Genomic DNA, 23904 nt, shown 5'->3' on the forward strand with positions numbered 1-23904 from the left:
CGATCAGCGGATCGGAGGCGCGTACTGGATGCCGCCCTTGTTCCAGAGATTGTTGAGCCCGCGTGCGATCTGCAGCTTCGATCCCGCGCCGACGTTGCGGTCGTACATCTCGCCGTAGTTGCCGACGGCCTTGATGATGCGGGAGAACCAGTCCTTGGTCAGGCCGAGCTGCTCACCGAGATTGCCGTCGGTGCCGAACGCGCGCTTGAGGTCGGGCTTGTCCGACTTGGCCATCTCGTCGACGTTCTTCTGGGTGACGCCGAGTTCCTCGGCATTGATCTGGGCGAACAGCGCCCACTTCACGATGTCGAACCACTGGTCGTCGCCATGGCGAACCATCGGGCCGAGCGGCTCCTTGGAGATGATCTCGGGCAGCACGACGTGGTCGGCCGGGTTGGCGAGCTTCAGCCGCTGCGCATAGAGCTGGGACACGTCGGAGGTGAACACGTCGCAGCGGCCGGTCTCGTAGGCCTTCACGGTCTCGTCGGCGCCGGCGAACGCGATCACCTCGTACTTCATGTTGTTGCCCTTGAAGTAGTCGGCGAGGTTCTGCTCGGTCGTGGTGCCGGTCTGCACGCAGACCGACGCGCTGTTCAGCTCCAGCGCCGAGTTCACCTTGAGCGACTTCTTCACCAGGAAGCCCTGCCCGTCATAATAGGTCACGCCGGTGAAGTTGGCGCCGAGCGAGGTATCGCGCGACAGCGTCCAGGTGGTATTGCGCGACAGCACATCGATCTCGCCCGACTGCAGCGCGGTGAAGCGGTCCTTGGCCGACAGCGGCACGAACTTGACCTTGGACGGATCGTCGAAGATCGCCGCCGCGATGCCACGACAGATGTCGACGTCGATGCCGGTCCAGTTCCCCTTGTCGTCCGGCGACGAGAAGCCCGGCAGGCCGCCGCTGACGCCGCAGGACAGCTGGCCTCGGTCCTTGACCGTCTTGAGGGTTTGCGCCGAGGCGGCCTGGACCGACAGGGCGGCGGCAGCGGCAAGGGTGACAGCCAGGGATACGCGTTTCATGGGCGGGGCCTTTCAGGGTCGTCCGGTGGACGTTTGCATTGTGATCGCCTCGCGTTCACGGGCCATCCCAATGATCCCTTGCAGCAAAAATGCCGATTTGACCGGCAGTTTGACCTGCAGACCGGTCAGGCAACGGATCGTAGGTCGCGGCAGGCCCCTCAACGTGCGGCGACTGGTAGTTGCGCCGCATCACATAGCGACTGACGAGCCGGGTCAAGGGGTTGACGCATGTCTTCTACCTCTTGTTAGTAACACCTCCCGGCCCGGCCCCGTCTTCGCGGTACGGCTGCGGCAAAAAGTCTAAAGTTCAACGGCAGCGCTCCATGACCTCCTCCGACGGCTCCACGCCCTCCCACCCGCAACAGGCCGCCACCCGCCTGGTCACGGCCGGCCGCGACACCAAGGCCCAGAAGGGCTTTGTCAATCCGCCGGTGTTTCACGGCTCGACCGTGCTCTATCCGACCGCGGAGGACCTGCACGCCCATCGCGCCGAATTTACCTATGGCCGCCACGGCAGCCCGACCACACGGGCGCTGCAGGACGTGCTGATGGCGCTGGAAGGCCCGCAATGCGCTGGCGTCGGCCTTGCCCCGTCGGGACTGGCGTCGATCAGCACCACGCTGCTCGCCGTGCTCAAAACCGGCGATCACCTTCTGGTGTGCGACAATGCCTATCGGCCGACCCGCAATTTCTGCGACAACATGCTCAAGCGCTACGGCATCGAGACCAGCTATTTCGACCCGCTGATCGGCGCCGGCATCGAGACGCTATTCAAGCCGAACACCCGCGCCGTGCTGATCGAAGCGCCCGGCTCGCAGACGTTCGAGATGCCGGACGTGCGGGCGATATCGGCCGTGGCGCACGCCCGCGGCGCGCTCATGATCGACGACAACACCTGGGCGACGCCGCTCTATCACCGCTCGCTCGAACAGGGCGTCGACATCAGCATGCAGGCCGGCACCAAATATATCGGCGGCCACTCCGACATCATGTTCGGCACCATCGCAGCCAATGCGAAAGCCTGGCCGTTGATTCAGGAGGCGATCCGCCTGCTCGGCGTCTGCGCCGGCCCCGACGACGTCTATCTCGCGCTGCGCGGGGTTCGCACGCTATCGGTGCGGCTTGCGCAGCACCACCGCTCCGGGCTCGAGATCGCGCGCTGGCTCGGCGCGCGGCCCGAGGTCGATCGCGTGCTGCACCCTGCCCTCGACACCGATCCCGGGCACGCGATCTGGAAACGCGACTTCACCGGCGCCTCCGGGCTGTTCAGCATCGTGCTGAAGCCGGTGCCGCAGACCGCGGTCGATGCAATGCTGAACGCGCTCACCCTGTTCGGCATGGGCTTTTCCTGGGGCGGCTTCGAAAGCCTCGCCATCCCGTTCGACTGCAGCGACTATCGCACCGCGACCAAATGGTCGCCGGGCGGGCCGACGCTGCGGCTGCATATCGGGCTCGAGAATCTCGACGACCTCAAGGCCGATCTCGACCGTGGATTTGCGGCGCTGAGGGCCGCGCTCTGATCCTCGCGCCCTGCCACGTTAGGCGACATCAACCACGCTCCACCGGCGCTGACGCCGCATTGCGACCAACGTCGTACGCCTTAAGCACGCACGATCTCCGGGATTCTGCGGAGATGCAACCGCGCCGATAACCCGCCGTTCACCATCCCCACCAATCCCTTAATTGTCCGGACCTTCCATCAAGTTCCCTTATACTTTTGCGGCCGTAGTGATGCCTCGGGAAGGGCTGTCAGTGCCGCAAGGACGCGATTGCCCTATGTGAAGGGCATTCAGACAATCGCATGAAAACGGCACGCATCGTGGTCCTCGGCATCGCCGGCGTCGCAGGCCTCGCGGCCATGTATCTCGCGAGCGTCGGCGATCGCAAACCGGCGCCGATCGCGCCGCCCGTCGCGCAACTGCCGACCGTCGAAGTGCTGGTCGCAAAGTCCGACATCGGGCTCGGTCAATCGGTCAAGGCCGAAGACATCCAGTGGCAGCGCTGGCCGGCTGAAACTGCAAGCAGCGCGTTCATCCGTCACGACGCCAACGCCAACGCCATAAACGACGTTATCGGTTCGATCGCACGCGCACCCTTCATCGTCGGCGAACCGATCCGCGAGCAAAAGCTGGTCAAGGCCAATGGAAGCGGCTTCATGGCCGCGATCCTGCCCTCCGGCATGCGCGCGATCTCCACCGAAATCTCGCCGGAGACCGGCGCCGGCGGCTTCATTCTGCCGAACGATCGCGTCGACGTGATCCTGTCGCGTCGCGACAAGAATCCCGATCAGCAAGGCGGCCGCGATATCGTCACCACTGAAATCCTGCTGTCCAACGTCCGCGTGCTGGCGATCGACCAGGCGCCGAAGGAGAAGGACGGCAACAACTCCCTCGTCGGCAAGACCGTGACCCTCGAGCTCAAGCCCGAGCAGGCCGAGACGCTGGCGCGCGCCCGGCAGAGCGGCACGCTGGCGCTGGCGCTGCGCAGCATCGCCGACGTCAACGAGCAGACCGACGAGACCAGAGACCATGCCCCGAAGCGGGGCGAGAGCATCAAGGTGGTGCGCTTCGGCATCCCGAGCTCTCTGACGACACAGAAGTGATGGGGGCTTCGATATGACGACGGGTGCGAAACAATTGGCGACGTCGACCACGCTGGTCCGCGCGCTGTCATTGTCGGCGATCACCGCGCTGATGCTGATCCCTGCCCTTGCCAGCGCGACCGATCCCGACAAGAACGCGGATGTGGCGGTGACCAGCAGCATCGCCGCCAAGACGCGCTCCGTCTCGCTCGGCGTTGGCAAGTCGGTCGTGGTCGATCTGCCGCGCGAGGCCAAGGACGTTCTGGTCGCCGATCCCAAGATCGCCAACGCCGTGATCCGTTCGGCGCAGCGCGCCTATATCATCGGCGCGGCGGTCGGTCAGACCAACGTGGTGTTCTTCGACGCCGACGGCAACCAAGTCGCCTCTTACGACATCGCGATCAAGCGCGACCTCAACGGCATGCGCGCCGCGCTGAAGCAGATGCTGCCCGGCGTGCAGATCGAGGGCGTCGGCGACAGCGTCGTCCTGACCGGCACGGTGGCAAGCCCGGTCGAGGCCCAGCAGGCCGGCGACATCGCCGCCAAACTGGTCGGCAGCGCCGACAAGGTCGTCAATTCCATCGTGGTCCGCGGCCGCGACCAGGTGATGCTGAAAGTCACCGTCGCCGAAGTCCGCCGGGACGTCGTCAAGCAGCTCGGCGTCGACCTCAGCGCCAATATGAACTACGGCACCGCCGCGGTGGTCTTCAACAACGCCAACGCCTTCACCGCCAATAACGGTGCGCTCGCCCCCAACAACGGGCTGACGGGCGCAGCCCTGAACAAGCTCGGCGTGCCGACCGTCACCGCGACGCTGCGCGCGATGGAGAGCGCGGGCGTGGTGAAGACGCTGGCCGAGCCCAACCTCACCGCGATCTCCGGCGAGTCGGCGACCTTCATTTCGGGCGGCGAGTTTCCGATTCCGACCGGCGTCACCTGCCAGACGACGACGTCGGGCACGATCGGCAATTGCGTTCAGACCGTCAGCTTCAAGAAATTCGGCATCTCGCTCAACTTCACGCCGGTGGTGCTGACCGAGGGACGGATCAGCCTGAAGGTGATGACCGAGGTCTCCGAAGTCTCGATGGAAAACGCCCTGACCGGCGGCCAGAACGGCACGACCATTCCCTCGATCAAGACCCGCCGCGCCGATACCACGCTGGAGGTGCCCTCCGGCGGTTCGATCGCGATGGCCGGCTTGATCCAGGAGCAGACCAAGCAGGCCATCAACGGCATGCCCGGCGTCGATCAGATCCCGATCCTCGGCCAGCTCTTCAGGAGCCAGGACTTCGTCAACAACGAGACCGAGCTCATGGTCATCGTGACGCCCTACGTGGTGCGCGCCGTGGCGCAGAAGGAGCTGTCCCGTCCCGACGACGGATTTGCCCCGGCGTCCGACGCGCAGTCGGCCCTGCTGGCGCGCGTCAATCGCATCTACGGCGTCGCCGCCCGCAGCGAGCCGATCGGCGCCACGCCAGTCAATTTCGGCTTCATCATCGACTGAGGCGCGGACCTGAAGGGTTGGGGGATCCTATGATGACACGCAACACACAAGCTGGTCGTGCCAGGAGGCTGTCGCTGTTCGGCGCCCTTGTCACGTCAGCGATCGCGCTCGGCGGCTGCAATCTGACAGGCGACAATCTTGCCACCGGCACCGTGGGCGACGACTACCGGCAGCGGCATCCGATCGCAATCACCGAAGGCGAGCAATCGATCGTCGTCTTCGTCGGCCGCGCCCGCGGCAATCTCACCGAAACGCAGCGCGACGACGTCATGGGGCTGGCGCGCACCTGGCGCCGCGAAGGCACCGGCGCGATTGCGATCGACGTGCCGGCCGACAGCTCGAACGCGCGCTCGGTACAGGCGGTATATCAGGAGATCCGAGGCCTGCTGGCGTCGATGGGCGTGCCCGCCCATGCCATCACCAAGCGCCCCTATCATCTCGACGATCCGCGCGCGCTTCCGACCATTCGGCTGAGCTATCCGAAGATGGCCGCGGTCGCCGGTCCCTGCGGAGTGTGGCCGAGCGACCTTGGTCCCTCGATCTACAATCCGAGCTACAACGAGAACAAGCAGTACGACAATTTCGGCTGCGCCACGCAGCGTAACCTTGCCGCGATGGTCGCCAATCCGTCCGACCTCGAACAGCCGCGCACCGAGACCGCAGCCTACACGCCGCGCCGTACGATCGCGTTCGATAAATACCGCAAGGGTGAGTCGACCGCGACCGCCTACCCCGAAGCCGAGAAAGCCAAGCTGAGCGACGCCGCGAAATGACCGAACAACAAGACGAGCCGCAGCACGCGAACGATTACATCGCGCCGGCGCCGCGGATTTCCGTGCAGGCCTTCTGCGCCAGCGTCGCGACCGCCGCGAACGCACGCGCGGCTGCCGACGACCGCCGGCTCGCCAAGGCTCATCTCTCGGTCCATATGGGCGGCATCGCCGCGGCGATCGACGCCTACCACAAGGCGCCGACGCCCAACGTCATCATGCTCGAGACCGAGCCGGATCATGATTTCCTGGCCGGTCTCGACGAACTCGCCACGGTCTGCGACCCCGGCACCCGCGTCGTGGTGCTCGGCACGGCCGGCGAGATAGCGCCGTATCGCGAACTGGTCCGGCGCGGCGTCAACGACTACGTCATCGGGCCGGTCAAGGTGCTCGACATCGTGCGCTCGATCTGCAGCCTGTTCTCGGCCTCCGAAGCGGTCTCGGTCGGCCGCCTGATCGCGGTCGCGGGCGCCAAGGGCGGCGTCGGCGCCTCGACCATTGCCCACAATGTCGCCTGGACCATCGCGCGCGACCTCGGGCTGGATTCGGTCGTCGTCGATCTCGACCTCGCCTTCGGTACCGCCGGGCTGGACTACAATCAGGATCCGGTGCAGGGCATCGCCAACGCCGTGTTCTCGCCCGAGCGTCCGGACTCTGCCTTCATGGAACGCCTGCTCGCAAAGTGCGGCGATCATCTTAGCCTGCTGGCAGCGCCGGCCACCCTCGACCAGGTCTACGATTTCGGCGCCGAGGCGTTCGATGCCATCTTCGATACGATGCGCATGACGACGTCCTGCATCGTGCTCGACGTGCCGCATCAATGGACCGCCTGGACCAAACGCGTGCTGGTCGGTGCCGACGATATCCTGATCGTGGCCGAGCCCGACCTCGCCAACATGCGCAACACCAAGAACATGATGAACCTGTTGAGGACCGCGCGTCCGAACGACCGTCCGCCGCTCTACTGCCTGAACCAGGTCGGCATGTCGAAGCGACCCGAGATCGAGGTCAAGGATTTCGCCAAGACGATCGAGAGCCAGCCGATCGCGGCGATCCCGTTCGACTGCAGGCTGTTCGGTGAAGCCGCCAACAACGGTCAGATGATCGCGGAAGTCTCCGCGCGTCACCGCATCACAAGGACTTTCCTGCAGATCGCGCAGCGCCTCACCGGCCGCCCCGACCTCGCGGAAGCCCGCGAGTCGTTCCTGTCGCCGATCCTCAAGAAGCTGCAGTCGCGCCGAAACGACGGGCGCCGGGCCGCCGGCTAGCGTCCCGCCTGAAAGCGCCCTAGTCGCGTCGACTGGCTGCGACCGGGATCTTCTCGGCGTCGGTGCGGCTCGCATCCCGGCGCGCCAACAGCCGCTTCAGCGCGGCGACGTTGGCTGAGCCCTGCTCCGGCGGCAAATCGGCCTTCATGATGGTTTCCGCTTCGGACTGGCGGCCCTGCAAGCCAACCACGACGGCGAGATTGGTTCGCACCCGCATGTCGCCGGGGGCGCGCTCCCGGGCACGGCGCAGCGTCTCTTCGGCCTTCGGCAGGTCCTTCGACAGCAGATAGGACAGCCCGATATTGGAGAGCACTGACGGATCGTCAGGCACGATCTTCAGCGCACTCGCATAATACTGCCGCGCCTCGTCGTGGCGATCGAGCTGGTCGAGCACGGCGCCCTGCGCCGACAGGATACGCCAGTCCGGATCTTCCGGGGTATGCGCGCGCCCGAGCACGTCGAATGCCTGCTGGAAATTGCCGTTGTCGGCGAGCGCCCGTCCGTAGCCCGCGAGCAGCGCCTTGTTGCTGGGCTGCGCCAGCACCGCCTGCTCCATCACGGCGACCGCCTGGGCCCGCTGGCCAGTGGCGCGCAGCGCACGGGCATATTTCAGCGCGGCATCGGTGTCTTTCGGGTTGGCGCGGACACGCTCGTGGTAGGTCGCGATGTCGCGCCGCGGATCGGCCGGGGCCGGCGTGGCTTCCGCCGTCTCGCCCAATGAGCCGGTGATGTCCGACGGGCCGGAGGTTTGACAGGCGGACAACCCGATCAGCAGGATCACGGCAGATACCGTGCCCGCGAGACGGCGCGCGCGGCCTGAGGGTCGGGGTAAATTCTCAAACATTAAGCGAGACTCGGAACGGCGAAGGTTCCGGGATGCTCACAGCTTAACCCTAAGGTCCGGTTAAGGATGCCATCATGTCGCCGTCATCCGGCCCAGATGCGCTGCCGGACGCCTGGCGAGAAAGCAGCCAAATGGCTGGTTCAGTCGACGAACTGGGCGCCGAACTCGTGCCCGATTTGCCAGGCCAGCCGGCACTGACGCGGACTGCCGGTCGACAGGATGATGGTGAATTCCGGCGGGATCTCCAGATATTCGGCGATCACCTTGACGCCGCCGGCCGAAATATCGGTGATCATGCAGTCGCGTGGCAGCGACCCTGTGCCCAGCTGAATTTTGGCGACGCTCCGGCACGGGCGGCGTTCGCTCTTGCGGCGATTCATAAACATTCTGATCCCCAAGCCTTTCTGGGCAACTTCCTAGCCTACCGTCATAGCCGGGAAAGATTGGAAACTGCCTAGCGGAACCCATCGTAATTGAGCGGTCGCATTCGAGATTCGTTTACCGGGGGCGCCCTCGCCCAGCCCCGCGAGCTTGGATCAATCAAAAATAGAATAGTTGAGCTATTTGTCCTGCAGGGCGCATCACGCACCTTCGATCAGGCCGCCCCACTCGATAGCGTGCGTTGCTACCGTCCTGTTCGCATGAGAACAAAAAGGGGTTGATCGCCAGTCGATAGACGATACCTATATCGTTTCGACTCGAATTCGCCGGGATGCCAGGAAGCATGGGAAGCATTGTTCTGCTCGATCTGATGGGGGGCGTGGCGCTCCTGCTGTGGGGCCTGCACATGGTCCATAGCGGGATTCTGCGCGCCTTCGGGCCGGACTTGCGGCTGCTGCTCGCCCGGGCGCTGCGCAATCGCTTTACCGCCCTTGGCGCCGGTCTCGGCCTGACCGCCCTGCTCCAAAGCTCGACCGCGACTGCCCTGATCACCAGTTCCTTCGCCGCCGAAGAGATCGTCAGCCTGGTGCCGGCGCTCGCGATCATGCTCGGCGCCAATATCGGCACCACGCTGATCGTGCAGGTGCTGTCGTTCAACGTCGCCGCCATCGCGCCGGTACTGTTCATTGTCGGCCTCGTCGCGTTCCGCAGCGGGCCGCGCTCCCGGATCAAGGATCTCGGCCGCGTCTCGATCGGCCTCGGCCTGATGCTGCTGGCGCTGCACATCCTGCTCGATACGATGGCGCCCGCCGAGAATGCTCCGGGCGTGCGCGTGTTCCTGGGCGCGATCACCGGCGATCCCGTGCTCTGCATCCTGATCGGCGCCGTCGTCACCTGGCTGGTCCATTCCAGTGTCGCCAGCGTGCTGCTGGTGATGTCGCTGGCCTTTTCCCAGTTCATCTCGCCCTATGCTGCATTTGCGCTGGTGCTCGGCGCCAACCTCGGCAGTGCCATCAATCCGTTGCTGGAGGGCGCGCGGCGCGACAATCCGGCGAGCTACCGGCTGCCGGTCGGCAACCTCGTCAACCGCGTCGTCGGCATCCTGCTGGTGGCGCCGTTCCTGCGCCCGATCACCGAGATCATCTACGCCTGGCAGCCCGATCTCGCCAAGGCGACTGCGCTGTTCCACATCGCCTTCAACGTTGCAACCGCGCTGCTGTTCATCGGCGTGCTCGACCACATGGCGCGGCTGCTCGAGCGTCTGCTGCCGAAGCGAGCGCAGGAGACCGATCCATCACGGCCGCGCTACCTCGACGAGAGCGCGCTGGAGACGCCTTCACTGGCGCTGGCCGATGCGGCGCGCGAGGTGCTGCATATGGGCGATCACACCGAGGCCATGCTGCGCAAGGTGATGGCGGCGATGCTGACCAACGATCGCGCCCTGGTCGACCAGGTGTCGAAGATGGACAACACCGTCGACCGGCTGAACGAGGCGATCAAGCTTTACGTCACGAAACTCACCCGCGGCAGCCTGGACGAGCGCGAGGGCCAGCGCGCGATGGAGATCGTCGCGTTCGCGATCAATCTCGAACATATCGGCGACATCATCGACAAGAACCTGAGCGAGCTCGCGACCAAGAAGATCAAGCATCGCCTGCAATTCTCCAGCGAAGGCGCGGAGGAATTGTCGGCGTTCCACAAGCGCACGATCGACTCGCTGCGGATCGCGTTCGGCGTGTTCATGTCGGGCGATGCCAACGAGGCGCGCAAGCTGCTCACCGAGAAGGCGGCGCTGCGCGCGGCCGAATTGGCCGCCGTCGAGCGTCATCTGGAGCGCCTCCGCGAAGGCCGGCCCGAAACCATCGAGACCACTTCGCTGCATCTCGACGTGCTGCGCGACCTTCGCCGCATCCATTCGCACATCTGCTCGGTCGCCTATCCCGTGCTCGATGCCGCCGGCGAAACAGCCGCCGACCGCGAGAGCACCATGGAAGCGACCGAGGTTGCGGCGCCCGTGCCTTCGAGCTCTCCGGGTTCCTGATTCCGGCAAGGCCCGCCGCGGCGGCATGGCGTGATGCGATCTGTGCTCGCTACGTCGGCGGCCGATGTTCGGAGCCGGAACGCCGCTGCGGAAGCGCAGAGACCGCAGCGAGTTGGTTGATGCTGTCACGCTGGCGATCGAACGCCCCGAGCAGATCCCCTTGCAGCAGCCGGCCGCCTGACAGCTTCATCCGAAGCGGATCGACGTTGCGGCCGTTGATCCGCACCTCGTAATAGAGGTGCGGTCCGGTCGAGAGCCCGGTCGATCCGACGAAGGCGATCGTCTCACCCTGACGGACGCGGTCTCCGATCTTCAGCCCGGGCGGGAAGCTCGCGACGTGGGCATAGGTCGTCTCATAGCCGCGGTCGTGCCGCACGCGGATATATTTCCCGTACCCCCGTTCGAACCCTTCGGTCTCGACGACGCCGGCGCCCGCGGCCGCGATGGGCGAACCATAGGGCGCCGCATAATCGACGCCCGCATGGAAGCGGCGGTCGCCAAGGATCGGATGAATCCGCCAACCGAAGCCGTCGCCGAGGCGCCCGGTCACGACCGGCTTGCGCAACAGGAATTTGGTGATGGACTGGCCGGTCTCATCATAGAAATCGGAGCTGCCATCGTCCGGCGCCGTGAAGCGATAGTACCGGCGGGTCTGTCCGCCCGCCGTCAAATCGATGAAGACCAACTCCGGCTGACCGATGTCGTTCGATGCATAGATGATCTCGGCCACATCGGCGTCGCCGAGCGGCTCGTCGAGATCGAAATCGCGACCACAGAGCCGCATCAGTTCAGCAACGATCCCCTGATCGACGTGGTTGGAGCGCGCAAGCGCGTTGAGGCCGTCACGGAGCGTTTCGCCCGGAACGGAATGCGTATCGATCGACTCACGCAGCGGGCTGTCGCTCCGCGAGGCGACGTCGGGCTGTTCCGGTACGATCGGCTGGTATTGGCCGCGATCGGTGCGACCGACGGCAGACACATTGGAGCCGGCCCGTTCGATCGACACCGTCGCGACATGGCCGCGCGGCGAACCGGCATCTCCGCCTTGTTCGATGACCGTGATTTTCTCGCCACCGGACAGCGTCTCTTGAGCGCCGGGCGACGGGAAAGCGGCAAGGATCGCCGGCGCATCCTCCGCTGCCGCCGCCAGCGCCCGCAGAATGGCGGACAGCGTGTCGCCGCTTCTCGCGATAATGACATGTCGCCGGTGACGCGATGACGAAGGCGACTTCGGAAGGTTGGTGACGTTGACAGCCTCACCTATCGGAGCCGGCGGATGCGGCACGTCCTCACCATCAGCATAGGCGCTGGTGCCGCCCGGCAGTGGGCGCCGCGATGGACCTGTCCGTATGATGGCTGGCAGTTCCGACAGCAGGTCGCGTTGCGAGCCCGCTCGCGCGTCGTCCTTTTCGTCTCCCCGCGCTTCCTGGTGTGGTTCGAGATCGATCTCCGCGAGCCGCGCCGACACGCGGGTAAATCGACGGACCGCGCCGGCATCGCTCAGCTGCTCAATCTTGAGCGCAGCGGAATTGCCCTGCGAGCCGAGCCTCCGGTCGAGACGATCGCCGCGCCGCACCTCGTCAACCACCTGCCCTGCGAAGCGCGGAAGTGACACGACCGGCGCGCTTGCGAATCGCGCGTGATCGCCAAACGTCCCGCGAAGCGCGCCGGCAAGAAGAGCGACGGCGGCGGATCCGATCAGAATCGTCCCCGCCATCCAGCGGAGGCTGACGGCGCGCCGGTCAGGCAATTTGCGCTCGCCTGTCAGCGGCGGCTCGTCAAGCGACGGAATATCAGGGATGCTCGATAGATAACCACCCGCCTTCGTCGCTTCGTCACGGCTGGTCATCAACGCCCCTCATCCCCTGGGGCACGGTCTCGAGATGCCGCCACGCCCACGGCAAGCCGTAGATGCCATGCGGCTTGGGGCGAATGTTTGACCTTGGTTCAGATTCGGTCGCAATTGATGCCGGGCTGAGCCCTATGCTGGAATCTATCGAGATTGCCGAACAAGGCCCGGCATACCGCTCGCCGCTCCGACGATGACGGCAGTCAGCTATCGAGCGTTTTCGACCCGCGGCCGCGGTTCTTCACGATCAGCATGATGTTGCGGATGTAGATCAGCGTGGCGAGACCCTGCCCGATGATGATGACGGGCTCGCGCTTGGCAAGCCCGTAGATCAGCGTCATCAGGCCGCCGCCCATCGAAAAGAACCAGAACGCCATCGGCACCACGCTCTGGCCGGCGCGTTCGCTGGAGATCCACTGCACGAGGAAGCGCGCGGTGAAGAACAATTGCGCGATCAGGCCGAACGCCAGCCAGAAGTCGAACTTGGCGATGAACACGTCGTAGAGATAGGCGCTCAACGCCTGACCGTACTGAATCAGCATCACTTCACCTCGGTCACGCCCGGCACGCCAGTGACACCGGGCACTTCAGCGACCACTTCAGTGACGACCGGCGTCGGCTTCTTGCGGCGGATCAGCCACCACACGCCGGCGAGATCCATGATCCCGATCCAGAGCCGGTCGAAAAATCCATAATTCGACACGCCGGAATGGCGCGGCCGATCGACGACATCGACATAGGCAATCGCCAGCCCCTCGCGGCGGACCAGTGCCGGAAGAAAACGATGCAGCCCGTCGAAATAAGGCATCGCCAGAAACACCTCGCGCGGAAACGCCTTCAGGCCGCATCCGGTATCGCGGGTGCCGTCGCGCAGGATGATGCCGCGCACCGCGTTGGCGATGCGCGATTGCAGCTTCTTGAAGCCGGTATCCTTGCGCCCGACGCGCTGGCCCGCGGCGAGGCCGACGCGGCCGTTGCCGCTCTCGACAGCCGCGATCAGGTCCGGCAGGAAGGCGGGATTGTTCTGCCCGTCGCCGTCGAGCGTCGCCACGATCGCGCCGCGCGCGGCGCGCACGCCGCTGCGCACGGCCGCCGACTGGCCCGACGAGACCGCGTGGCGGAGCTGCCGGAGATTGGGCCGCCGGGCCATGACCGCGCTCAGCCGCTCGCCGGTGGCATCGGTCGAGCCGTCATTGACGTAGACGATCTCGTAGGCCCAACGTCCGTCGAGCGCGGCCGCGATCTCGGCGATCAACGGCGCTATATTGTCCGCCTCGTTGCGCACAGGCACGACGATGGAAACGGCGACCGGAATCTGGTCGGGAGCAGGCAAATCGGCACTCGTGGTTGGTGTTGTCGGCGATGGAACCAGCCCGATCCGGCCATCGGGCGACCGCTTTTATGGGGCGAAGGCGCTCCTCGCAACCCTTTTGAGACGCCCGTCCGACGGTCCTGACAGCGCCACCACAGTGCCGTCGCGATGAATGGCAAAACCAAGGCGGCGGGCGGCGAACCAGTAGCGCACGACCATTGCGCCGATCACCCCGACCAGCGCGCCGGCCACCACGTCGCTCGGATGATGCGCCAGCAGCACGAGCCGGGTTGCGGCGATGACCAGCGCATAGATCAGCATCGCGAACCGCGCGCCCGGCCACACCGCGGACACGGCAAAGGCCAACGCGAACGCGGTGATCGAATGTCCCGACGGAAAGCTCGAATAGGCCTCGGTGCCGGCGAAATGCTGGAAGTTGAAGGCATTGGCCTTGCCGCCGACAAAGGGCCGCCCGCGGCCGACGATCCACTTGATCAATTCACCGACAGCGACCGAGAGCACAACCGACAGAAACAGGTATTGCAGCCTCGTCCCGAAGCCAAGCAAGGTGGCGCGCGGCACGCCGCGCAGCGCAGGCGCCGCCAGCGCGACCGCGATCAGCAGCAGGCCAAGCGCGCACAGCACATACTCGTCCTTGCCGAAATCGGTGAGCGTCTTCACCCACCACAGACCAGGCGTGCCGCGTGGCGGCATCAGACTTATCTCGGTGACATCGAACGCATACATCAGCGTGATGATCACGGCGCCGACGATGACGACGAGCAAAAGTCCGTGGCGCGCGGAACGGCGCGCCGCCTCGGCGCGGCGCGAATGCGACGGCGCCCGCACGAGTTGGGCAAAGGACAGCCAAACCAGCGTCAGCAATCGTCCGAAATAGTTGGCGGATTCCGGGGTGGCTGGCAGCGCCGGCATGTCATTCCGTCCCTTCGGAACGGAAGATCGCGATCGAGACCGCCTTGCCCTGCGAGATGTTGTAGCCCTCGACGCGCACCGGTGCGTTGTAGCGCAGGCCGATCGCCTCGGCGCGCTGCACGAAGGCACGCTCCGAGCGCTGTTCGACCAGCGCGAAGCGGCAGGAGCCCTGCCCGAGGAAATCCGCGGCGCCCGATCCGTCGGTGAGCAGCGTCGAGGTATCGGTCATGAACACGAGGCTCGGCTCGTGGAAGCCGGCGGCTGCCGCCTTCGGGCCGACGCAGGTCACGTTGCGCAAGGCGCGTGCGACCTCCTGGCTCGGAAATACGGTGGTGAGCCGCGGCAGCACCACGCCATAGGTACCGGCTGCCATCAGCGCCGCGGCAATCACCGCATTGAGCAGCGAGCGCTCGGCGCGGCTGTCCTCGAACAACCACCACGCGATCAGGCCGAACACCATCGCGACGGCGAACAACGGCCAGGCCGGAAACACCGGCTGATGGATCGCCTTGATCGCGCCGACGATCACCAGCACCGCGCCGAATGCGGGAATCGCGAACCACCAGGCGGCGCCCCGCAACAGCCAGGGCGAGCGCGACAGCACGCGCCGCTCCAGCGCGCCGACGGTCAGGATCGCGATCGCCGGGTAGAGCGGCAGCACGTAATGCGGCAGCTTGGTCAGCACCGCCTCGAACACGATCCAGGACGGGATTAGCCAGGCCAGCAGGAACTGCGCACCGGGCTCGCGCCGCGCCCGCCAAACCGCAGGCGCCGCCATGCCGGCCAGCGGCGCACCGGGCCAGAACGTGATCCAGAACAGCAGCAGATAGATTCCAGGCGGCGCGCCATGGGATTCCTGTGCACCGAGCTTGCTCAGCATGTCGCCGCCGACCGAGTCGGCAAAGAAGGTCTCGCCGGCGCGCAGGAAGATCAGCACGAACCACGGCAGCACCAGCACGAGGGTCCACGTCAGGCCCCAGACTGGGCGCATGCGCCAGAACCAGGCCGCCGACCGATCGAGAATCGCAAGCCCGGCCATGGCAAGGCCGACGAACATCAGGATCAGCGGCCCCTTGAGCAGGATGCCGACCGCCAGCGCCGTCCAGAAGACCGCGGGCGGGCCCCATGACGGATGCGCAGGATCCTCGCCGCGCTGCCACGACAGATAGACTCGCGCCATCGCGCCCATCGCCGCGGTGACTGTCAGCAGCAGCATCGCGTCGGTCTTGGCGAGCCGCGCTTCGACCCCGAGCAGCACGCAGCTTGCCATCATCAAGGCGGCCAGCACCGCCCCCTGCCGCGTCACGAAGGCAAGCGCCGTCCAATAGGTCAGCAAAACAGCGCCGATGGCGCCGATCAGGGACGGCAGGCGGTACACCCAGATGCGGACCTGGGCGCGCGGCACCCCGAGCGCGGAGACGGTCTTCAGCGCCGCCGCCTGCAGCCAGTAGATGCCGACCGGTTTCTTGTAACGGACGTCGTCCTGGAAGCGGATGTCGACGAAATCACCGCTCTCGACCATCTGCTTGGTCGCCTGGGCAAAGCGGACCTCGTCACGGTCGATCGGCGGGATGGTGAAAAAGCCCGGCAGGAACAGCACCAGGCAGGTCAGCGTCAGGAACAGGATCGAACGCCATTGGCTGGCCGTTGCGAACTCGAACGCCATGAACAGCCTGCGGCTCGAATGCGCAGGTTTTACAGACTGTTGCCCTGCTCCGAAGCGCCGGGGTTGGAGGCCATCCACCATGGGTTTCGCATACGATGAAACCGCACCGCAAACAACCGTGCTGTTCCGCTTTCCGACCGTGCCGCTCCGCTTTCCCGTGCGATCATTGCACGCGGATCACAACGGTATCCGCGGCCCCCGTGGCGTCGATCACGGTGAGCCGCGCAAAGCCCGGCCCGGGCGGCTCGATCAGGCGCTGCCGCCGGCTGTCGATGTCCCCGGCTGAGACACCATTCACGAGCACCGTCAGCGGCAGCACCCCGCCGGCGACCTTGACCGGCAGCGCGGCGTTGCGGCCGTCCTCGGATTGATCGACGTCGATGCGCGAGCCGTTCAGCGGAAACTGGATGTGCGGGGCCTGGTCGTTGCCGCTACGGACCAGTTCGCCGAGCGGCCGGAACCGGCGCAGCGGCGGCGGCAGCTTCGTGTTGCTGGCGACCAGCACGCCGCGTGGCGGCTTCGGCAATGCCGCCGGGATCTTGCCGGTGCGCGCAAAGGCGTCGAACAGGATCGGCGCCGCGGCGGTGCGGCCGACCAGACCCGGCACCGGCGCGCCGTCGGGACGGCCGACCCAGACGCCGATCGTGATGCGGCCGTCGAACCCGACCGACCAGGCATCGCGATAGCCGTAGCTGGTGCCGGTCTTGAACGCGATCCGGTTGTGCACGCCGTTCTCCGGCGGCGGCGTGCCGAGCAGGACGTTGCCGACCTGCCAGGCCGCGGCCTGATCCATCAGCCGCATCGTGTCGCGGCCGTCATTCTCCTGCATGATCTCGCGCAACGGCTTGGTGGCGCCAAGCCGCGCCAGGCCGGAATAGAGCTGAGCGAGATCCTGCAGCGTGATGCCGACACCGCCGAGACCCATCGCAAGGCCCGGCGCCTCGTCCTTCGGCAGCACGAGACTGGTGCCGGCCTGCTTCAGCCGTGACGACAACCGGCTGGCACCGACCCGGTCGAGCAGCACAATCGCCGGCACGTTCAACGACAATTGCAGCGCCTTGCGGATCGGCACCGTGCCCTGGAATGTCATGTCGAAATTTTCCGGCGCGTAGGTGCCGAAGCGGATCGGCCGGTCCTCGATCAGGCTGTCGGGATGAACAAAGCCATCCTCGAAGGCAAGCCCATAGATGAACGGCTTCAAGGTCGAGCCCGGCGAGCGCACCGCGCGCGTCATGTCGACCTGCCCGGCCCGCCGCTCGTCGAAATAATCCGCCGAGCCGACGCGCGCGAGCACGTCGCCCGTCTCATTGTCGACCACGACGATCGCAACCGAGACATCAGGCCCCTGCGCAATGGCGCGGTCGCGCGCCAGCGCCTCCAGGTTTCGTTGCAGCGTGGCGTCGAGCGTCAGCTTGATGATGGGCGCATCCTTCATCGTCGCAATCGCCTGATCGGACGAATGCGGCGCCAGGATCGGAATCTGCTTGCGCATCTTCGGCACCGCCGTCGCCGTGGCCTGCGCGGCATCGTCCTTCGACACCACGCCATCCTCCACCATGCGTTCGAGCACGCGGTCGCGCGCGGCGTGGGCGGCGTCCGGGTAACGATCGAGCCGCCGCCGCTCCGGCGATTGCGGCAGCGCCACCAGCAGCGCGGCTTCGGCGAGCGACAGCCGCTTCGGCTCCTTGCCGAAATAGGCGATCGAGGCGGCGCGGATGCCTTCGAGATTGCCGCCGAACGGCGCCAGCGCAAGATAGAGATCGAGGATCTGGTCTTTCGAGAGCTGCCGCTCCAGTTCGACCGCGCGCACCATCTGCCGCAGCTTTGCGTAGACCGAGCGCTGGTGGCGCGGCTCGATCAGCCGCGCCAGCTGCATCGTGATCGTCGAACCGCCCGAGACGATATGGCCGCTGGTGAGAAGCTGGAATGCGGCGCGCGACAGCGCCAGCGGATCGATGCCGTGATGCTCATAGAAGCGCTTGTCCTCGTAGGCGAACAGGAGCTTCAGATAGGTGGGATCGACTGACGTCTTCGCGTCAACCGGCAGCCGCCAGCGCCCGTCCGCCATCGCATAGGCGCGGAGCAGCTTGCCGTTGCGATCGATCACCGTGGTCGAGACCTGCTGCGCCTTGTCGAGCGGCAGCGGCCCGAGCGACACGACCCAGGCGGCGAAGGCGCCGGTTGCGACCATTACAATGGCGACGAAGCAGGCTACGACGCGTAGAACGAGCCCTTTGGTGCGCCCGTCATGGCCGGGCTCGACCCGGCCATCCACGTCTTCCTCGCGCGCGGCAAACGTGGATCCCCGGGTCAAACTCGGGGATGACGAGGAGAGATGTGAGCGCCGGTCCTTGCCCATTCCACGATCACTCATTTCGCCGGCTTCACCTCAACCGCGCCGGTTCCGCTGCGGCCGTAGCGCGAGGGATTGTACATGTCCTCGACATAGGCCTGCGGCAGCACATATTTGCCCGGCGACACCGCGCGCACGACATAGGCGACCGTGAACACCGACTTGTCGTTGGCACCCCGGTCGATCGCCGCAGTGAAGCGGTCATCGCGGAACTCGGTGTTCTTCGGCTCGACGCCGTCCTCGATCCACTCGAGCGTGCCGGAATCCCCCGATGACACCAGGTTCGGGTTGTCGATCTCGAGTCCGGCCGGCAGATAGTCGGCCACCATGATGTGACCGAACTCCGGTTTGGCTTCCGTCACCTTCAGGACAACCGCGAAGCGGTCATTCTGTTTCGCCTTGGTGACATCGGCCGGCTTGCCGTCGAGCGTGAAATAGCCGCGCTCGATCTTGAAGCCGTTGGAGGCCGCCGGCTCCGGCGTGACCGGCGAGCCCGACACCGAGATCACCGCCTGCACCGGCGCGTCGCCGGTGTTGGTGATCCTGAGTGGCTGGCCGGTCATCTCCTCGGCCTTGTAGCTGCGATAGACCGCGGTCTTGACCGGCTGGCCGTTGATATCGAGCGCCAGCGTCTCCTTGGCGAGCGCGCGCGCCGCCAGCACCATCCACGCATTTTCCTGCGTCGAGGTGTAGGGCGACAGTCCCCGCGCCGCCTCGACCCGCAGCACGGCCTGCGTCAGCGTGGTGCGTGGCGCATTGCCTTCGCCCGCGAGCGAGACCAGCGCAGCAGCGTCGCGCAATGCCGAGCCGTAGTCGACCCGGCCGAACTCGATCACGGGGTTTCGGGTTCAGCGCATCGAGCGCGGCACCATAGACCCGCTCGGCCCTCGCCTTGTCGCCGACCAGCGCCAGCGCCGCCGCAAGCTGGGCCTTGGAGATCGGGGTCGCCAGGTTGCTCAGCTTGGTGTCGGCGAGATAGCGCAGATCGCCGATCGGTGCCGCGCCGTTGCGCGCGAGCACGTAGAGACCGTAGGCCAGATCGCGGCCGCCGTCCTTCTCCGGCTCGTTGGCATTGACCACCGAGTTCCTGACGCGGTCGAGCGCGTTCTTGAACAGCACGTCCGGCACCGCAAAGCCCTTTTCGCGGGCCCGGGTCAGGAAGTCAGTCACGTAGGCATCCAGCCAGGCGTCGTCGCCGCCCGCGGACCAGAGGCCGAACGAGCCGTTGGACCCCTGTCGAGCGAGGAGCCGCTCGATCGCGTCGCGGATGCGCTGGTCGACCGCGGTGTCCATCGCAAGATGGGCACCGGCGGCGAGGTCGTTGACATAGAGCAGCGGCAGCGCCCGGCTGGTGATCTGCTCGGAGCAGCCATAGGGGTAGCGGTCGAGCGCCTTCAGAATGCTCGCGGCATCGAGCGCGGTCGACAGGCTCGCCGAGACCGAAACGCTGCCGGTGCCCGGCACGAGATCGGAGAACATGTCCGAGGTCAGCGTCAGGCTTTCACCCTTTGCCAGCGTGCGGATCGAGCGGCGCGCCAGCACTTGCGTCGCCGGTTTGACGTCGAGCGCATAATGCCGCGCCAGCGTCAGCCCGTTCGGCCCGGAGATGTCGACGTCGAACTCGGCACGTCCGGCGCCGCCGGCCTCGAGACCCAGCGACAGCGAGGAGCGCTGCTTGGCGGCGAGCTTCACCGTCGTAGTCGAATTGCCGGAGGCCTTGATCGGGCCGCTCGCCTTGACGCTGATTGCATAGTTGCCGGCTGCACCTTCGACGTTGTCGATATCCATGCTGATGGTGCCCTTGTCACCGGTCAGCAGGAAGCGCGGCAAGGTCGCGGTCACCACCACGGGATCGCGCACGATCACGTCGACATTGGCGCGGCCGACCTTGGTTGCGCTCCACGCCACCGCCATCACCCGCGCGGTGCCGGCGAATTCCGGGATGTCGAAGCTCACCTCGGCAGTCCCGTCAGGCCCGACCGTGACGATGCCGGAATAGAGTGCGAGCGGCTTCTGCGTTGGCGGCGAGCCCTGCAGCTCGGCGCCGGCGGAGTCGCCGCCGCTGCGGATCTGGCCGCGGGTGCCCTGCATGCCGTCGATCAGCTGGCCGTAGAGGTCGCGGATCTCGGCGGTCAGGCGGCGCTGGCCGAGATAGTAGTCGTCCGGCGCCGGCGGCTTGTAATTGGTCAAATTGAGAATGCCGACATCGACCGCGGCCAGCACCACCTTGGCATCCTCGCCGGGATTGAGCCCGCCGAGCTTGACCGGGATCTTCAGCGTCGAGCCCGGCCGCACCAACGCGGGCGGCGACAGTTCGACGGCAAGCGTGCGCGCCTTCTTGTCGATGCCGAACCATTTCAGCCCGATCGCGCGGCCAGGCATGCGCCCGGCGGCGACATCGAGCGGACGACGTAGCGTCGTCATGACATAGGCGCCGGTGCCCCAATCCTTGCCGACGGGGAGCTTGACCTGCCGGGTGCCCTCCGTGACGTCGACGCTTTGGGTGGTCAGCAGGCGGTCGCCAAGCACATAGACCGTCAGCTTGCCTGACGTGCGCGCATTGACCGACACGGTCATGGTGTCGCCCGAGGCATATTCGGGCTTGTCGATCGAGGTTTCCAATAGATCGGGCGTGTCGGCGCTGCCGTCGGAGTACCAGCCGACGTCGAACTGCACCGAGGTGACGGGACCGTCGGCATCGGTCGATTTCACGTCGAGCCGGTAGCGACCGGGCTGCGGCTGGAAGGTCAGGCGCATCGGCTTGTCGGCGGCGAGGTTGACGTCGCCATCGGCGACGCGTCGGGTCGACTTGACCGGCTCATACTGCCAGGACGAGTTCTGCCGGTACCATTGGTAACGCGACTCCAGCTTCAACAGCTCGTAGCGCAGCCCGTTGCGCGGCAGCTGCTTGCCGTCCGGTGCGACGAACACGACGTCGAACTCGGCCTTGTCGCCCTCGGCCACACTCTTGTCGCCGAACAGCGGCTTGACGCCGATCAGCGAGGCGCTAGGCGCCACCGGCAGCACGATCTTGCGCTCCACCGAGCGGCCGCCGGTCTCGGCCATGCGGATGTAGATCTGGGCCTCCTGCGGCCGGGTCGACGTCGGCACCTTCTCGAGCTTCACCGCGAAGGTCGCCGCGCCATTGGCATCGGCCTCCGGCAGGTCCTCGATCGGGGTCCGTTCGTTGCTCGCGGTCTGCTCGTCGTCGACGCCGAACTGATAGCCGGCATAACCGGGCCGGCCGTTCGCCGCGGGCGCCACCAGCATGTCGCCCTCGAGCTGCAGGCCCGAGGCAGGCGCGCCGTAGAGGAAGTGGCCGGAGACCTGAAGTTCCACTGGAACTTCAGCCTTGATCACCTTCTCCTTGCTGGTCAGATCGAATTCGACCCGTTCGGGGATGTAATCCTCGACCATGAAGGTGGTCTCGCCGACCGACGAGCCCTTCGGGTCGGTAAAGACGCGGGCGCGCCAGGTGCCGGTCGGCACCGCGGAATTGAGCGCCACGGCCAGCATCCGGCCGCCGGCGCCCTGGTCGGGCAGCACGGCGCGGCGGAATTCGACGCCGTCGGGGCGCTCGATCACCATGGTCAGCGGCGTCCCGGTCAGGGCGTTGCCCTGCCCGTCGCGCAACAGCGCAGTCAGATAGACGGTCTCGTTGGAGCGGTAGACGCCACGCTCGGCGTAGACGAATGCGTCCGCGCCGGCCGGGATCGCCCGGCCTGCGACGCCGCGGTCGGTGAGGTCGAACGCGTTGGTCTTCAGGCTCAGGAAGGCGTAGTCGGCCTTCTCACCCATGACAGTCAGCAGCGCCGGCGACAACCCGCCCTCGCCGCGGGCCAGGCCTTGCTCGAACAGCACGTGGCCGGCCGCATCGGTCTTGCGGGTCGCCAGGATCTCGTTGTTGCGGGCGACCAGCTTCACGTCGGCGTTGGCGACCGGTTGGGTCGAAGCCAGCGAGTTGACGAAGACGTGGATACCGTCATTGCCGGAGAAGGCCGACAAGCCCATGTCCGAGACGATGAACCATTGCGTCGCCAGCGTGCCGTCGTCGTCGGTGCCCGGCCCCTTGGCCGCGGCGGTCATGACATAGACACCGGGTTGCAGGTCGCCGAGCGCCTGGTCGACCGGAAACGCCGTGACGACGTCCTGATTCAGCGTGGTCGCTGTCGCAAGCTCGCCGGACCACACCTTGACGCCGCGCTGGTCGCCGAGATCGGAGAGCTGGTAGCGGCTCAGCGTGCTCTGGAAGTCGCTGTCGATCACCGTGTTGATCAGGTTGCGGTCGCCGATACGGAAGACGTCGACCTTGACCGCCGGCGTGTTGACGCTGACCACCGGGATACCGCGCTGTCCGGTCCGCGGCAGCACATAGGCCCGCCCGGTGAACCGCACGAACGGCTTGCGGTCGCGGACATAGATGTTGAACTCGGCCGATTTCGGCAGGGTCTCCTTGACGGTCGACGGCAGGCCGGCGCGCAGATTGATGTTGTAGCGCTCGCCGTGCCTCAGCCCGTCGACGCAGAGTTGCTGGCCTTCCGCCGACAAGGCCGGCTTGTCGGTGCCGGCGAGCGCCAGATACGGCGCGAAGTCGACGCGCTTGGCGAGCTCCTCCGAGAACTGGAAGCAGGCCCGCGGCGAGGCGGCGTCGGAATCGACGGTATAATCGAGCAACCGGAAACCGTGCTCGTCGCGCATCTTCTCGTACTGGCCGCGGACATCGGCGACCTCGCGCATGTCGAGCGACAGCCGCAAGCTGTCCAGCGCCGGGCGCCACAGCTTGCGCTCGGCAAGCGCTTTGCCGAGCACGGCCAGCGCGTCAGCCTCCTCGCCCGCATTGCCGGCGCGCTGATAGGCGATGTAGGCGGCAGTGGAGGCGCGCTCCATCAGGAACGTCTGTTCGCTGGAGCTCGCCGAGCGGATCTGGAAGATCGTCCTGGCGAGGCGCAGCCAGTTGGCGCCGTCCTCTGGCGTGGTCGCCGCGATCTGGCCGAGGATCTGCAGCCCGCCACGGAAATCATTGCGCTTGAACGCGGCGTCAGCGTCGGTGCGCAGGGTCGCGGCTGATTTGTTGACCGCGCCGGCCTCGCTCTTGATCTGGGCTTCCAGCTTGATCGCGGAATCGGCGAGATCGTCGCGCTTGAAGGCCTTGTCCGCGGCCTGGGCGCCCACCAGGGCGAGCAGCAGCGTGGCGCATATCGTGGCGGCACGAACCAATCCGATCATGATGGAGCTCCTGAACGCCCCGCGGTCGCACGCCGCGTTGGGGCCAAAAGTGCGCGAAAAGGTGACGGAGTGAAGGCGCGGACATGAACGGACAAAAACGTCGCAGATCGCATTGCCGACATTCCTTTGACCAGCCCCGGCGGCAGCATCGTGCGG

At 66.2% G+C, this 23904-nt stretch carries 15 protein-coding genes and 1 pseudogene; 6 read left to right on the top strand and 10 right to left on the bottom strand.

Annotated features, from left to right (window positions below; all coding sequences use genetic code 11):
- Positions 1 to 3: 3 nt before the first annotated feature.
- Entirely contained in the window at positions 4 to 1020 is a 1017-nt protein-coding gene (locus tag ACVWY5_RS17520) for an amino acid ABC transporter substrate-binding protein (RefSeq protein WP_028331912.1), read from the bottom strand.
- Between the two features lie 323 nt (positions 1021 to 1343).
- On the opposite strand from ACVWY5_RS17520, the gene metC reads away from it, so the two are divergent.
- The 5 genes from metC to ACVWY5_RS17545 all read left to right on the top strand — a co-directional run bounded on the left by metC (position 1344) and on the right by ACVWY5_RS17545 (position 7143).
- A complete protein-coding gene (gene metC, locus ACVWY5_RS17525; protein WP_028331911.1) occupies positions 1344 to 2540 on the top strand; it encodes a cystathionine beta-lyase in 1197 nt (398 codons plus the stop codon).
- Between the two features lie 281 nt (positions 2541 to 2821).
- Entirely contained in the window at positions 2822 to 3622 is an 801-nt protein-coding gene (cpaB, locus tag ACVWY5_RS17530; protein WP_028331910.1) for a Flp pilus assembly protein CpaB, read from the top strand.
- 13 nt (positions 3623 to 3635) lie between these two features.
- Positions 3636 to 5105 (top strand): type II and III secretion system protein family protein, encoded by a 1470-nt coding sequence (locus ACVWY5_RS17535; protein WP_028331909.1) that lies wholly within the window; start codon positions 3636 to 3638, stop codon positions 5103 to 5105.
- Positions 5106 to 5137: 32 nt separating this feature from the next.
- Positions 5138 to 5878 carry a CpaD family pilus assembly protein gene (locus ACVWY5_RS17540; RefSeq protein WP_028331908.1) on the top strand — a complete coding sequence of 247 codons (741 nt, stop codon included), beginning with the start codon at positions 5138 to 5140 and terminating at the stop codon, positions 5876 to 5878.
- Positions 5875 to 7143: an AAA family ATPase gene (locus tag ACVWY5_RS17545; RefSeq protein ID WP_028331907.1), complete on the top strand. Its 1269-nt coding sequence runs from the start codon at positions 5875 to 5877 to the stop codon at positions 7141 to 7143. Before ACVWY5_RS17540 ends, ACVWY5_RS17545 begins: the two co-directional genes overlap by 4 nt.
- A gap of 19 nt (positions 7144 to 7162) precedes the next feature.
- Here the strand turns inward: ACVWY5_RS17545 and ACVWY5_RS17550 are convergent, their stop codons facing one another.
- On the bottom strand, positions 7163 to 7987 hold the full coding sequence (locus ACVWY5_RS17550; protein WP_028331906.1) for a tetratricopeptide repeat protein: 825 nt from the start codon (positions 7985 to 7987) through the stop codon (positions 7163 to 7165).
- A 140-nt stretch (positions 7988 to 8127) separates the two neighbouring features.
- The gene (locus tag ACVWY5_RS17555) at positions 8128 to 8373 is read right to left on the bottom strand and encodes a PilZ domain-containing protein (RefSeq protein WP_026192789.1); all 246 of its coding nucleotides are present in this window, start codon (positions 8371 to 8373) and stop codon (positions 8128 to 8130) included.
- Between the two features lie 338 nt (positions 8374 to 8711).
- Between ACVWY5_RS17555 and ACVWY5_RS17560 the strand changes: the two genes are divergently transcribed.
- Positions 8712 to 10409 carry a Na/Pi cotransporter family protein gene (locus tag ACVWY5_RS17560; RefSeq protein WP_028331905.1) on the top strand — a complete coding sequence of 566 codons (1698 nt, stop codon included), beginning with the start codon at positions 8712 to 8714 and terminating at the stop codon, positions 10407 to 10409.
- 49 nt (positions 10410 to 10458) lie between these two features.
- Here the strand turns inward: ACVWY5_RS17560 and ACVWY5_RS17565 are convergent, their stop codons facing one another.
- From ACVWY5_RS17565 to ACVWY5_RS17595, 7 genes and pseudogenes are all read right to left on the bottom strand, one after another.
- Complete coding sequence (locus ACVWY5_RS17565; RefSeq protein WP_051375991.1) at positions 10459 to 12258, bottom strand: M23 family metallopeptidase; 1800 nt, start codon at positions 12256 to 12258, stop codon at positions 10459 to 10461.
- A 203-nt stretch (positions 12259 to 12461) separates the two neighbouring features.
- Positions 12462 to 12800, bottom strand: a complete 339-nt coding sequence (locus tag ACVWY5_RS17570; protein WP_016845896.1) for a lipid-A-disaccharide synthase N-terminal domain-containing protein — start codon at positions 12798 to 12800, stop codon at positions 12462 to 12464.
- Positions 12800 to 13591: a glycosyltransferase family 2 protein gene (locus tag ACVWY5_RS17575; RefSeq protein ID WP_028352429.1), complete on the bottom strand. Its 792-nt coding sequence runs from the start codon at positions 13589 to 13591 to the stop codon at positions 12800 to 12802. Before ACVWY5_RS17575 ends, ACVWY5_RS17570 begins: the two co-directional genes overlap by 1 nt.
- A 66-nt stretch (positions 13592 to 13657) precedes the next feature.
- Positions 13658 to 14503 (bottom strand): phosphatase PAP2 family protein, encoded by an 846-nt coding sequence (locus ACVWY5_RS17580; RefSeq protein ID WP_028331904.1) that lies wholly within the window; start codon positions 14501 to 14503, stop codon positions 13658 to 13660.
- Position 14504: 1 nt separating this feature from the next.
- Positions 14505 to 16250 (bottom strand): ArnT family glycosyltransferase, encoded by a 1746-nt coding sequence (locus ACVWY5_RS17585; RefSeq protein WP_028331903.1) that lies wholly within the window; start codon positions 16248 to 16250, stop codon positions 14505 to 14507.
- Between the two features lie 82 nt (positions 16251 to 16332).
- Positions 16333 to 18543, bottom strand: coding sequence for a penicillin-binding protein 1C (gene pbpC, locus ACVWY5_RS17590; protein WP_456671681.1), 2211 nt, complete (start codon positions 18541 to 18543; stop codon positions 16333 to 16335).
- Positions 18540 to 23748 (bottom strand): annotated as a pseudogene (locus ACVWY5_RS17595) (alpha-2-macroglobulin family protein). The gene pbpC and the pseudogene ACVWY5_RS17595 overlap by 4 nt, the downstream one beginning before the upstream one ends.
- Positions 23749 to 23904 lie beyond the last annotated feature (156 nt).

This window comes from Bradyrhizobium sp. USDA 3256 (assembly GCF_054058275.1).